At 33.1% G+C, this 13,857-nt stretch carries 13 protein-coding genes, 1 tRNA gene and 1 other annotated feature; all 14 genes read left to right on the top strand.

Annotated features, from left to right (window positions below):
- Nucleotides 1–353 precede the first annotated feature (353 nt).
- Entirely contained in the window at nucleotides 354–1,457 is a 1,104-nt protein-coding gene (tgt, locus tag RINTHH_RS05205) for a tRNA guanosine(34) transglycosylase Tgt (RefSeq protein ID WP_008233743.1), read from the top strand.
- Between the two features lie 109 nt (nucleotides 1,458–1,566).
- Entirely contained in the window at nucleotides 1,567–1,704 is a 138-nt protein-coding gene (locus RINTHH_RS10405) for a photosystem II reaction center protein K (RefSeq protein WP_008230931.1), read from the top strand.
- Between the two features lie 63 nt (nucleotides 1,705–1,767).
- Nucleotides 1,768–1,971 carry a hypothetical protein gene (locus RINTHH_RS05200; RefSeq protein ID WP_196794889.1) on the top strand — a complete coding sequence of 68 codons (204 nt, stop codon included), beginning with the start codon at nucleotides 1,768–1,770 and terminating at the stop codon, nucleotides 1,969–1,971.
- 1,260 nt (nucleotides 1,972–3,231) lie between these two features.
- Complete coding sequence (locus RINTHH_RS05195) at nucleotides 3,232–3,528, top strand: 2Fe-2S iron-sulfur cluster-binding protein (RefSeq protein ID WP_008233742.1); 297 nt, start codon at nucleotides 3,232–3,234, stop codon at nucleotides 3,526–3,528.
- Between the two features lie 124 nt (nucleotides 3,529–3,652).
- Nucleotides 3,653–3,766, top strand: coding sequence for a photosystem II reaction center protein PsbM (gene psbM, locus RINTHH_RS05190; protein ID WP_008230933.1), 114 nt, complete (start codon nucleotides 3,653–3,655; stop codon nucleotides 3,764–3,766).
- A gap of 1,521 nt (nucleotides 3,767–5,287) precedes the next feature.
- Nucleotides 5,288–5,650 (top strand): 50S ribosomal protein L19, encoded by a 363-nt coding sequence (gene rplS, locus RINTHH_RS05185; RefSeq protein WP_044304688.1) that lies wholly within the window; start codon nucleotides 5,288–5,290, stop codon nucleotides 5,648–5,650.
- 153 nt (nucleotides 5,651–5,803) lie between these two features.
- Nucleotides 5,804–5,876, top strand: a tRNA-Trp gene (locus RINTHH_RS05180).
- Nucleotides 5,877–6,069: 193 nt separating this feature from the next.
- Entirely contained in the window at nucleotides 6,070–6,291 is a 222-nt protein-coding gene (gene secE / locus RINTHH_RS05175) for a preprotein translocase subunit SecE (RefSeq protein WP_044304687.1), read from the top strand.
- A complete protein-coding gene (nusG, locus tag RINTHH_RS05170; protein ID WP_008233726.1) occupies nucleotides 6,291–6,932 on the top strand; it encodes a transcription termination/antitermination protein NusG in 642 nt (213 codons plus the stop codon). The genes secE and nusG overlap by 1 nt, the downstream gene beginning before the upstream one ends.
- A 3-nt stretch (nucleotides 6,933–6,935) precedes the next feature.
- Nucleotides 6,936–7,361, top strand: coding sequence for a 50S ribosomal protein L11 (rplK, locus tag RINTHH_RS05165; protein WP_044304685.1), 426 nt, complete (start codon nucleotides 6,936–6,938; stop codon nucleotides 7,359–7,361).
- A gap of 123 nt (nucleotides 7,362–7,484) precedes the next feature.
- A complete protein-coding gene (rplA, locus tag RINTHH_RS05160) occupies nucleotides 7,485–8,201 on the top strand; it encodes a 50S ribosomal protein L1 (RefSeq protein WP_008233723.1) in 717 nt (238 codons plus the stop codon).
- Nucleotides 8,202–8,234: 33 nt separating this feature from the next.
- Nucleotides 8,235–8,354 (top strand) — a sequence feature (ribosomal protein L10 leader region).
- A 148-nt stretch (nucleotides 8,355–8,502) separates the two neighbouring features.
- Nucleotides 8,503–9,045: a 50S ribosomal protein L10 gene (gene rplJ / locus RINTHH_RS05155; protein ID WP_008233721.1), complete on the top strand. Its 543-nt coding sequence runs from the start codon at nucleotides 8,503–8,505 to the stop codon at nucleotides 9,043–9,045.
- 90 nt (nucleotides 9,046–9,135) lie between these two features.
- Nucleotides 9,136–9,528, top strand: coding sequence for a 50S ribosomal protein L7/L12 (gene rplL / locus RINTHH_RS05150; protein WP_008233712.1), 393 nt, complete (start codon nucleotides 9,136–9,138; stop codon nucleotides 9,526–9,528).
- A gap of 2,452 nt (nucleotides 9,529–11,980) precedes the next feature.
- A complete protein-coding gene (locus RINTHH_RS05145) occupies nucleotides 11,981–12,721 on the top strand; it encodes a phycocyanobilin:ferredoxin oxidoreductase (RefSeq protein ID WP_008233711.1) in 741 nt (246 codons plus the stop codon).
- Nucleotides 12,722–13,857 lie beyond the last annotated feature (1,136 nt).

The raw sequence follows: 13,857 nt of genomic DNA, 5'->3' as shown, positions 1-13,857 counted from the left end.
AAATTCAGTTTAAGTCTTATTGATAATAAGTTTGGGTAAGAGAGGCTATTTAAAATAGTTGATTAAGCTTGTATGAAAATAAGCATTTTACCAGTATGGTAATTACATATGATAATTGTTACTAGTTGTTCAATCTAACTCTCAATTTTCACTATTTTAATTTCAGTTTAACTCATTGCCTTTAGGCTTTTTATAAAAAGTAATGAGTACTCAAGTAATAGATCCTCAATTTGAGTAAACTGTGTTTAGTAACACATAGTTCCAGGGAAACTTATAAATATGTTTGCAATATAACTTCTACATGATGGCATAATCTACTAGTGCCTATTAATTGAAACATATTAACTTTTGTCTTGACTGCTAACTTTTCTTTTCAGCGCCTAGCTAAATGTAGCCAGACTCATGCACGAGTTGGTATATTTTCCACACCCCATGGTGTGGTGGAAACTCCTAGATTTATGCCTGTGGGGACCCTCGCAAGTGTGAAAACTCTTACCCCCTCTCAGTTGAAGGATACTGGGGCACAAATGATACTTTCTAATACTTATCATCTCCATCTCCAGCCGGGGGAAGATATTGTGGCTGGTAGTGGTGGCTTACATAAGTTCATGGGTTGGGATGGTCCCATACTTACAGACTCCGGTGGATTTCAGGTTTTTAGTTTAAGTAAAATGAGAAAAGTTACTGAAGAAGGAGTAACTTTTCGATCACCTCATGATGGAAAAATAATTGAACTAACACCAGAACGCTCTATTGAAATTCAGAATATTCTTGGGGCAGATGTAATTATGGCATTTGATGAGTGCCCATCCCATATTAGCACTTATGAGGAAGTAGAAGCAGCTACAGCCCGTACTTATCGATGGTTAGAACGCTGTATTCTTTCCCACAAGCGTCTTGACCAAGCATTGTTTGGAATTGTTCAGGGAGGTATTTATCTAGATTTACGTTCACAAGCAGTAGTTGATTTAGAGAAGTTTGACTTGCATGGATATGCTATTGGGGGCGTAAGTGTAGGAGAAGAACCAGACATGATTCGTAAAATTGTCCAAGATACTGCACCCTTATTACCAGTTAACAAACCTCGTTACTTGATGGGTGTAGGAACTTATAAAGAAATGATAATGGCGATTGCCTCTGGTATGGATATATTTGATTGTGTAATTCCTACCCGTTGGGCTAGACATGGTACAGCAATGGTAAAAGGGGAAAGGTGGAACTTGAAAAATGCTCAATTCCGCCGAGATTTCTCCCCTATAGATGCTGACTGTCCTTGTTATACTTGCCAAAACTTTACCCGTGCTTATCTGTCACATCTCGTCCGCTCTCAGGAAATCTTAGCTTATACTCTTTTAAGCATTCACAATATTACTGAGTTAATTCAATTTACCCAGAAAGTTAGGAACTCAATTTTAAATGATCACTTTACCAAACAATTTGCCCAATGGTTGAATTAAGAATGTGCAACTAAATTACTATGGGTTGTTAACTACTAATGTATAACCGAAGCATGTTAGTATATATTCCAATTATGAAAGCAGTATTGAATAGGTAAACTAAGAAAATATGGAAGCAATAATCTTATTAGCAAAATTGCCAGAAGCCTACCAGATATTTGACCCATTGGTAGATGTACTCCCGATTATCCCCTTATTTTTTTTGCTATTAGCTTTTGTATGGCAGGCAGCAGTAGGATTTAGATAAAGATTCAGTTGATTATATTTTGCCAATAAAATACGTATAACAAACTTACAAATAACTAGGTCATTGGCATCTTTCTTGACAGGTATTTTGCACCTCCATTTCCTGTTATGGGAAGTATGGATTAAACCAACAGAAATATATGCAAATGCTGAAGAAATATATCAAAAAGAGAAACTATATGACGATTTACCAGTTTATGTGTTTGAGCTTCATGATAATGTGCTTGTACTCATAAGCAGTATTCTATCACTAGAAGGCTGTCGGTGATTTACCTAAGTTATTAATGAAACAAGTGTTCCATTCTATTGTAAAAAGAGCATAAAATTTTGTCTCTTTTTGTATCTCTTACCTACTATCTAATTACAAAATTGTTTTAAATGTAAATGGGTTAGTACTAGTATTATTATTTCCCCAGGTTTATTTATCAAAATTTATTTATTCTGAATGATAAATAAAGGGTAATTATTGGTGATTGGGACACAGAAGAATATAGATTATAGTTATTTTTAGCCTTAAATAATGACAGTTTTACATCGGAATAGCCTTATGCTTTTATACTTATACACCTTTATTATAAATACAATTTTACTTTGTAATTATCACCGCAACGAATGCATCTTTAATTATCAAAACTTCGACCATATTAAAAAGTAGATAAATCCGGAATCTGTAAATTTATTCCAGCCAGACTCGAAATTAAAATTACTAACACCTAATTTCATCGAATTGTAACTAACATATTTATCATTATCTAATTTTATAACATTTGCTTTTTAATATTTCACTTGTAAATATGGAACCTATAAATATTTATACAATCAATAAAATAGCATTACTAATAATATCTGGGTATTTTTAACAAAGCTATAAAAATTTCCTCAGGTAGTCATATCATCATTTTATTCCTCATTCAAATTAATATTTTTCTACAAGCCCCTATTCTTTTGCTATTTCTAAACAAGGCTTTAAAATGTTCTAGGTAATGTGAAATATTCCCATATGCTTCTATTATTTTCTTTTCTGCTTACTTTATAGTTTAATTTTCTATATTTAATGTTATTAGTATAGAAGCTGATATCTATGATTTCTCTATTTTTATGAATCCTACATATGAATATTAAATATACTTTTATATAACTATAAAGATATAAATATAATAAATAATTTACACATGATAATAAGTGACTTTCAGAGTTATTTATTTTTTCTCTCCATTAAGAGCATAAAGATTATTTTATTAGGTCTATTACAGAATTATTTCCCATCATATGTATTGACACTTGTTTCATCAAAAAAATATATCTACTAGGAGCTACTTTGAAAGGTCTACTTGTAAATTGGTCTGACAAAATATTAATTATTGTAACAATTAACTATAATGGTGTAAAACCTCGTATTTGAGGTGTCAATCATCAAGTGCTTTATGTTCCGGCAAAAATTTCTAGATGATTCATAAAAATACAAACACTGCCAAATTATCCTGGAACTGTGGTGTAAACACATTTAAAAATTAAGGAGGAATTAAGTATGAGTAATATTAACTTTATAAATGAGAAGAAAGAGGTAGTAGCTGCAACTGGTGCAAATTTGCGTCAGAAAGCCATAGAAAATGGTGTTGGAATCTACAAAATTTTTGGAAAAATGATGAATTGCAGTGGTTGTGGACAATGTGGAACCTGTGCTGTAGAAATTCTTGATGGTATAGAAAATCTTTCTTCTCCAACAGAAGCAGAAAACCGTTTATTAAGAAAAAAACCGGCAAATTTCCGTCTTGCCTGCCAAACGTTAGTCAATGGCTCAGTAGATGTAGTTACTAAACCTTAAAAATGCTATTCCTGATAACCAGGCAGGTAATTGCGCACACCGAGAAACTCACCATGTCAGTACAATGATATATATGGTGGTATTCTAAAATTGTTGGGAGGAAATTAAGAGAGGCATTATAGGCATGCAGGTTAATGACTTAGGATTTGTAGCTACCCTGCTATTTGTATTAGTTCCGGCTGTTTTTTTAATACTTCTTTACACTGTGACTGCTAGCCGCGAAGGTAAACAAGATTAATAATGATGAACCATTTTATTATATAGACTTCAAAAAGCCCCTGCTTTTTAAGTAGGGGCTTTATTGGATGGTTTTTCCAGTCTATTTTTCTACTGCGTGCATTTTATATCAAGTGGATTGATACAAAATGCACGCAGTAGAAAAATATTCGTACTTAATCTATGTACAATCCAAGTAAATATACTAAGTGTTAATCTGTCTATACTTAATAGATAACTGACTATGCCGTATAAAGATAGTAGTCTTTATATGGCATGGTCTTAATGACTCCATATTATGTTCTGCTGGATGATAAGTTTACTCTAATGTATTAGCCCCTGCTAATCACATAATTAATAGTATTAAAATTCTTGTGTCTTTATTTATAATAAAAGCAGTAATTTAATTCAGCTTAGGTTTACTCTTTGCAATTTCACTCTTTCCCAATTTTACCATAGGATATACATCCAGCGCTCTTATTTGCTATATTTGGATTTGAGATTAATGCGTATATTGAAACGTATATCATTTTTGTCATTAGCATTGTGCTAGTTTTTATGAGAATACCAAACACAAATAGGAACTACTTTTACTGAAATTAATTAATACTTCTACTTCACTCTCCCCTAAATTACCAATGGTTAGTGAATTATTCAAAGTCAACTATATTTTTGGTATAGTTTTCACTTACGCCTAAGATTTTGTACTGTTCCCTAACTACCAATGAAGCGGTAAATATCATCATAGCACTTCCACTTTTATCTTTATCCCTGTGGCTATCTGGTCAGTAAAAATTGTGCCATAAATATTCTATATAAGTTCCTATAAACTTGATAGTAATACTTAACTGTAATATAGTATATTTTGTTTATAAGCAAATGCACCTATCTAGCAAATTACAAATCTAGTTTTGATGACTTTATCAAATCTGGACTCTTTTACCTGTGGAATTCAAGGCTTATACACAGCCCACTAGATATACTAACCAGGTTCATCTATCCAGGGTCTACAAAATATTAATTAGGGTTGGAGAATATGTAGTGGGATTATCAAATAAATTTATGGGGCCCGGTGTTGCCATGAGATCACTTCCATAAGAGTAGTGAAGCATGACAAAGTGGAATATATGTTTCCTAAATACCAATAATTATGATTATGTTGCCTATGAAAAGGCTTTGAATGTGTAAAAATTCTAATATTGGGATTAAATATAGTTAACCAGCATTAAATTGGGAACATTATCAGTTGATAATTTTGTATATATACACCTAAAATAATTATAAGAGGTTAAGTTTATATTTTAAATTTATGTTTTAAAAATGCTTCCACAATGATAATATAACTAGTCGAAGTAATAATTATTATTTATGGCTACCATAATGATAGACTTTATGAGGTTCATACACCCTCACCAGTTATAGATAATTTATGGTTATTCCGTTATAAATCGATGGGTTCTTCCTTACTCATCATGTAATAACGACTAGACTGTAGACCATTAGTAGATTTATGATGGTCAGTTGTAAGTTTTTAGTAAGATTTATGAAAGCCCAAGATATCATTCGCTCTATTGAAGCCGAGTATCTCAAATCAGATCTCCCAATTATTTATGTAGGAGACACGGTAACGGTCGGAGTTAAAATTAGAGAAGGTGAAAAGTTTCGTGTCCAACCCTATGAAGGAGTTGTTATCGCCAGACGGAATGGCGGCATTAACGAAACGATAACAGTTAGACGTGTATTTCAGGGTATTGGCGTAGAGAGAATTTTTCTTTTACATTCTCCCAGGATTGATAAAATCAAAATCGTCCGCCGTGGAAGGGTAAGACGTGCCAAACTCTATTACCTGCGTGGTCGTGTTGGTAAGGCAACTAGGATCAAACAGAGATTTGATCGCCCACTATAGTAAATTATATTTAGGGTGTATAGGAAAGAAACTGTTTCAAACGGTATTCATCTCCAGTTTATCCCTAAAAATTTTCCCGAAGAAAAATGAGCTACCTAATGCCAAACTAGGCTAATATAGGGAAAGTATTAAATAAATAAAAAAGTACATCGTGCGCTCTTAGTTCAGCTGGTAGAACGCAGGTCTCCAAAACCTGATGTCGGGGGTTCAAGTCCTCCAGGGCGCGCTCCAGATGTTGACTAGGCCCGGAATAAGTGATTTAACTGTTAATATGACAGTGGTTGACTTTGATTTCGGGTTTAATTTTTATACTATAAATTTCCCCTTATATTTCGGAAATTCTTTAAAGGGCTGTACTTTTTCTAAATTTAAATTAATAATAAATGTAATTTTTGATTGAGTATGGGGGGTAAACTAACATGCCAAAAAAAAGTGAAGCAGAAATCCCTAAAAGTAAAAATAGATTAAATCTAACAAATTTATTACAGGGTTTGAAAGAAGAGTTTGAGAAGGTAGTTTGGCCCAACCGGAGGCAGTTGGTAAGTGAGTCCGCAGGCGTACTGCTAATGGTAACACTCTCCTCATCCGTAATATTTCTCGTAGATCAGTTCTTAACTTGGGCAGTAAAACAGGTATTCTGATGGCTCCAGCAGCAAAAGAAGGTCAAAACTCGGCATTGCAGTCGGAACAGACCAAAAGAACAGAAATTAACACATTGACAGAAGCTCTTTGGTACGCAGTACAAGTAGCCTCTGGTTGTGAGAAACGAGTAAAAACAAATATCGAACAGCGCATTCAAACTTTTGATGTAGCTGATAAGATTCTTCAAGTAGAAATTCCCCACACCCCAACAGTCAAAATTCGTAGGGATGGTAGTCGTCATAATTCAGAAGAAAAGGTCTTTCCTGGCTATGTACTAGTAAGAATGTTTATGGATGATGATTCCTGGCAGGTAGTTAAAAATACCTCCCATGTGATTAACTTTGTCGGGTCGGAACAAAAACGTGGTACAGGCAGGGGGCGCGGACATGTTAAACCTGTACCCCTTTCTATCGGGGAAGTAGAAAGAATATTCAAACAAGCCACCCGGCAAGAGCCAATAGTCAAAATTGATATGGCTACTGGTGATAAAATAGTCGTGTCGTCAGGTCCGTTTAAAGACTTTGAAGGTGAAGTTATTGAAGTTAGCCCAGAACGCAGTAAACTCAAAGCCTTACTTTCAATTTTCGGGCGTGATACACCAGTCGAATTGGAATTTAATCAAGTTAAGAAACAAGCTTAAAAAATGGCAAAGAAAGTTGTAGCCGTAATTAAATTGGCTCTAAATGCTGGGAAAGCTAACCCATCTCCTCCGGTTGGTCCAGCTCTAGGTCAACATGGTGTTAATATCATAATGTTTTGCAAGGAATATAATGCCAAAACAGCAGATAAGGCTGGAATGGTAATTCCTGTAGAAATTTCTGTGTATGAAGACCGTAGTTTTACATTTGTCCTTAAAACTCCCCCTGCATCAGTACTAATTAGCAAAGCAGCAAATATTGATAAAGGTTCCAATGAACCAAACACAAGGAAAGTTGGTTCTATCACGAGGGCGCAATTAAAAGAAATTGCCGAAACAAAAATGCCTGATCTTAATGCTAATGATATTGAGGCGGCAATGAAGATTATTGAAGGTACTGCCAAGAACATGGGTGTCACTGTAAGTGATTAGGTAGATTATTATTTTGTAATTTATGTTATTAATTCAAATAACCTAAAATCTTCAGTTACATCGATTTACAATTGTGTCGGGGGAGAGATAAACTTCGCTAATTACCCCGGAGGATAGAAAATAATGGGAAAAAAAATATCACATCGTTTACAAGCCTTATTGGAAAAAGTAGAAGATAAGGATTACGAGCCTTTAGAAGCTCTAGGTTTACTGAAGGAAATGGCAACTGCAAAATTTCCAGAGGCGGCAGAAGCTCATATTCGTTTGGGAATAGACCCCAAATATACAGACCAGCAATTACGAACAACCGTAGTCTTACCTAAGGGGACAGGGCAGGAGGTTAGGGTAGCAGTAATAGCAAGGGGTGAAAAAGTAACTGAGGCAAGTAGTGCTGGAGCTGATGTTTTCGGCTCTGAAGAATTGATTGACGAAATCCAGAAAGGTAGGATGGATTTTGATAAACTGATTGCTACCCCTGATATGATGCCTCAGGTCGCGAAACTTGGCAGAATTCTCGGCCCTCGTGGTTTAATGCCCTCTCCTAAAGGTGGTACTGTAACCACGAACCTGGCAGGTGCAATTAACGAGTTTAAAGCAGGTAAATTGGAATATCGTGCTGATCGTACAGGAATTGTTCATGTTATGTTTGGCAAGGTATCCTTTACTTCTGAGGACTTGTTGGTAAACTTGAAGTCATTGCAGGAGTCTATTGATCGTAACCGTCCTTCTGGTGCTAAAGGTCGTTACTGGCGTACAATATATGTTGCTTCAACGATGGGGCCGTCTATTAGGGTTGATATTAACACCTTGCGTGAAATGAAATTAACCGAGACTGCTTAGGTTGTGTGTTTTTGGGTTTTCCTATATAATTATCGCTTGGGCAATTAATAACCGGAGACAGCAGGTGCAAATAGCTTAATTTCCTGCCGAGGTCTGATTGTAATTTAACTAGTTCTTTTGCCCTTATTGCGGTAGTAGATTCCAAGTTAGAACAACAAACTTCGCTTCATTGTTAACTCCACATGCAGAATTTGGAGTCTATTGCTTTGCTTAATTATGGCTATTGTGTACAGATAGTAGTTAAATCAACAACTGTATGAATAAATGATTCTCAAGTTGTTGTATTGAGGTTGAGAAGAAGATGGGAAAAACCCTAGAAAATAAGAAGAAGATTGTAGCGGATCTAAAAACTGCACTCAATGAATCCACATTGGCTGTGGTTATTGACTATCAAGGGTTAAGTGTTAGTGAAATTACCAGCTTGCGGGACAAACTGCGTCCTAGTGGTGCCGTTTGTAAAGTCACAAAAAATACCCTAATGGATATTGCCATTCGAGATGATGAGAATTGGCAAATAATGTCGGATTTACTTAAAGGCTCTTCTGCTTTCTTGTTAATAAAGGAGGACTTTTCATCGGCTATTAAGGCATATGAGAATTTCCAAAAAACAACGAAGAAAACAGAACTTCGTGGTGGGGTCATGGAGGGTCGTTTACTGCAAGGGGAAGATGTAAGTGCCCTAGGTAATTTACCATCACAAGATCAACTTATGGCACAAATTGCTGGAGCCCTCAATGCATTGACTGCCAAGATTGCTGTAGGTATAAAAGAAGTACCAAGCTCCTTAGCTCGTGGATTACAGGCTTATGCGAACAAGGAAAAAGATGATAAGACTGAATCTTAATTTAAGGCTTATCTATTTCTTCACTAGCACCTAAGACATAACTAGTAGTAATAACCAATTAATTAAAACTAATTTTCGAGGAGAGAATCAATGTCTACTGCGACTAATGAAATTTTGGAAAAATTAAAAACCTTAACTTTACTAGAGGCTGCTGAGCTAGTCAAACAAATTGAAGAAACCTTTGAGGTTAGTGCTGCTGCTCCTGCTGGTGGCATGATGATGATGGCTTCTCCTGATAACACTTCTAGTGCAGAAGCTGCAGAAGAAAAAACTGAATTCGATTTAGTTCTTGAGTCTTTCCCCGCTGACAAGAAAATTGCTGTTTTGAAGATTGTGCGGGAATTAACTGGTTTAGGTTTGAAAGAAGCAAAAGAATTGGTAGAATCTGCCCCCAAAACTATCAAAGAGGCTATAGCTAAAGAGGCAGCTGAAGATGCCAAAAAACGTATTGAAGAAGTTGGTGGTAAGGTTGCTATCAAGTAATCTTAATTTCACAATCAAAGTATTAAGGAACCTGATTATGGTTCCTTTTTTTTACATGTAATCTTTAATTCTTAAACTTTTAGAGATACTTTAGATTATCTAAATACTACTATGAATCTATTGGAAAGAAGCCACAATATTAACTTCTAATTTTTATGTCTGTTTTTAAATCTCATCTGCAGACTACAAGGAAATTTATGATGTAATTTGGATATTAATGTAATATTACTATCGCGAAAATGGAAAATAGTTGAGGGTTTCACCGAAGCTGAGAGGATCATTATTAATAGAGTTTAAAATATCATCTACCTCCTCCCAAAATCTAGCAAAGTAAAAAATCAACTATTATTGTTTTATAATTGCCTTTTTACTATATTTCTCCATGGTTACTTCAAATATATTTGAATATATTTATTCTTAATTAACCTGAATTGATATATTTATTCCTGAAGTTATAAAATTCTGCTTTTTAGAAGCCTTATATCTTTCCCTTATTAAAGGGATTAACTCTACTAGTTGCTTTATTGATAAGTATTGTAATACTATACTATCTAGTTGTTATGGATATAATTATTTCTCAATAAGTAGGATATATAAACTATATATCCTACTTATTGAGATACCCTCTTGAATATTCTATAAATTAAATTCATATAAAAAATTTTATGCACATATAATAATTATGAGAATATGCGCATTTAGTAATCTGCAAACACTAATATAAGCAATAAATTTTAGCTTATTTTTAAAACTTAGGTACAGTGTTGAATGTAACATAAATATAAAAAATATTAATTATAATAGGGTTTTTATAATTTACTAGGATTACAAGGCAGCTTTATAAAAAAACATAATATAATAGTATTATTTGTATAGGTATTAGGCATTTATTATCAGTATATTTATAAAAACTGGATTAGTGCTTTACTCAATAATTTAAAGGCTATTCCTATTAAATAGGGCTATAGATCAAAACTAATAACATAGATTTAATCTGTTAAAAGAAAGATAGAAAATGAGATTAATATTAAGTAGGTACTGGTTTAGGTTAATTAATTCAACTGTTCAAACATGATCAATATTAATAGTAGATAGCCTTAATATCTATCCCGAAAGTAAATAAAAAACCGCACCATAAAATTAAAGGTAATCCCCAAATTTAATGATGGAGTTATCATTGTTTCATTCCAAGTTATTTAAAATTTAGCTTTAAGAATAATTCTTCTTTTGAGCATTCTTAACCATTAAAATTAAAAGCTAAAAACTTACTAGCTTTCAAACTATTTGTTAGTTGTTGATAATTGATACCCCTCTTATAGGAAGAAATAATTTTCCACTATTAGTGATTAACAGTTCAGCTGATGAAAATATTGCATATATCAAACAGGGGATAAATTTATCTTTCTGGCTGATTTTTTATGAGTTTATTGTACCCTAGGTCATATCAAAATCTTTAAAGTAAAGTAGCATTGATGATTTAGTCATCACACACTAGAAGTCTGCATAATATTTAGTTGTCCACAACTGCTAAATAACCGGTTATCTATAAACTTACCAATAACCAATACATATATTGGTTATTGGTAAGTTTATAGTGTTATGTATGGATCTTAAATAAATCTCATAATTGCATTATATACCAAGGAAGAATCATTTTATTTAGTGATAAGTATAATGTAAATTAGCTCTAAGCTATAGATACTGAAGAATTCGTTTTAAGTATTAGTTAGTTTTTGGGAACTCTAGTATTGGATAAAATCTATGTTTCGGGATGTAGTAAGTAAAGTTACTATAAAATATAAAGGCAATGTAAACAAATAATGATATTGAACCTATATTAATAATGTTGACAATTGGTAGATAAGTAAATGAGCTTATTAATGTAAACCTCAAAGTTTAACTATTCAATAAATCAGTACAATATTTCTAGTACTGATTTATTGAATAGTTGAAACAAGCAAACAATTAACATGATAGAAAAAGCTTATATATCAATTATTCCTCCCTACTGCTATTTTCTTAAAGAGCTCTTAATTCCTTAATTATCACTTTTGTATATTATTTTTATTTATTTTGGTTATATAAAAGGGTAAACTATTGCGTTTCTATGATATTGAGTCTGCTACCAATATTACCTTATACTATTAACTAAGTGAAAAATGTTTACGATAAGTACAAGTCATAAAAAACACTTCCCAGTTATATTAATATCTTTTATATACTGAATTATTTTTTAGCTGTGTACATTTCGGGGAGCTAGTATCAACCATACCAGATTCTGATTGCCAAGTAATTTTTTGTCATTTTTTTTCAAAATCAGGATAGGATAAAGTCATGTTTTTTGGGTCGATATCCCGCTTTTGCTATTGCTATTCTTCTGGATGCGTTGTCCATCTGTGTACCGGGAAATTGACACGAAACAACTAGAAAAGTTTTTCTACTCCACTAAATTATGTTAACTCCTTCTGCTTTTTCCTTACGCAAGCAACAAAATCCCTTAATTTGTCAACTAGCTGACTGTATCGAGGCAGTGTGGAATAATTGTCTCGACTTAACACCATATAATTTACCTGTGGAGTTAGGGTATGTAGAAGGAAAGTTAGAAGGGGCAAAAATAACCATTGAGAACTATTGTTACAAAACACCCCAGTTTCGCAAAATGCACATGGAATTGGCAAAGGTGGGAAGCGTGCTGGATATTTTGCATTGTGTCATGTTTCCCTATCCTGAATATGATTTACCGATGTTTGGGTGTGATCTAGTGGGGAGTGGGGGTCAAATTAGTGCAGCGATTGTTGATCTATCACCAGTTAACACTGGATATTTACCCATATCTTATACTCATGCTCTGTCTGCTCTTCCTTCCCTGGAATTCTCTCAGCCACGAACTCTACCAGAATGGGGGGATATTTTTTCTGAATATTGTACTTTTGTCCGCCCTAACTCTCCAGATGAGGAAAATCTGTTTGTGCAAAGGGTGAAAGAATTTTTAGAAATTCATTGTAGTTTAGCAACTGTAATTGCCTCTCAACCTGTTTCAACAGAACAAATGGAACAAATTCTGGCAGGACAGAAGAATTATTGCACTAAACAACAAAAGAATGATAAAACTCGTCGTCTATTAGAAAAAGCTTTTGGTGTTGATTGGGCAGAGTATTATATGAATACAGTCCTTTTTGATTTGCCAGCATGAATGTATATATAATGTGATGTCCGACGGGATAATTAAGATGCCAGCTTTCTCCTGCGATTTAATAATATGGAGGACAATATAATGACGTATATATTTACACTTTATAAGCCTCTTTTTGAATTATTATCATACCCAAGAAATTTTAGTGTAATACTGGAAATAAAAATAAAAACTCTTTCTAACTTAGCCTAACTACTATAAGCAATATCTGGTAGAAGAAAGCATTAAATGATGTTAATTTTAGACATGAATTTAAGACTGCTATTAAGAAATAACTGTAAGGTTTGTTACATCTTAAATTAGTCTATAAATGTAAGATAAATATACTCAGAATATACTAAACTATTTTGGAATTTAAATGATGATCATTGGTGAATTAGCCCAATTTAACTTTCATCATAAATATATTCAAATTGTTGGATATAAACAACTAGAAAATATTGGTGTAAGTACAATATTTCATATATATTAAAATTGCCAATTGATTCCAGCTTACAACCTTTCAATTTAATAATACTCATTACTACCACAAATGTTAATTTGCATGAATTAACCAGGGGCTTAATAAGTAATTAGTGAATTTATTCGAAGTAATAGTATTTATTACTTCAATAATCCGGATGCAATAAATATTATATGAATTCCATTGTTGAACTAGACTAAGGCAATTTCATATAAACGTTGCAATAACTTAATACTATCATTCTTTTAACTTCTACTTATCTTGTGACTTAATTGCTATTACAATAGAAAATGGAGGGGTGATTAGAACAGTGAGTTATTAACTATAAGAACATAAAAACTGTCTCATTAATTCTACATCATAGACTCATCGTTACTGTAAAATGGAGTTTATAATATTTAACTAGTGGTTAGACCATATTTTTTATTTTAAATTGCCTTAAAAATAATTAAGATTTGGGATGTAAATATCAAAAAATATCTCACTTCTGATTGAATTAGTACTAAACGAATCTATTTACAAGGTATCGTGGATATTTATATCATTTAGCCAAATCAAGATGTCCAGCTTGATTTGGCTATGCATAACCTATAAAGAAATGTTTTAAATTAATTAAGAAAATTCTTCTACCATTACCCGGAATTATAATGGATATATCTAGTAAAAATGATAT

The organism is Richelia intracellularis HH01, from assembly GCF_000350105.1.
Taxonomy (GTDB): domain Bacteria; phylum Cyanobacteriota; class Cyanobacteriia; order Cyanobacteriales; family Nostocaceae; genus Richelia; species Richelia intracellularis.
This window is presented reverse-complemented; position numbering and strand designations above follow the sequence as displayed.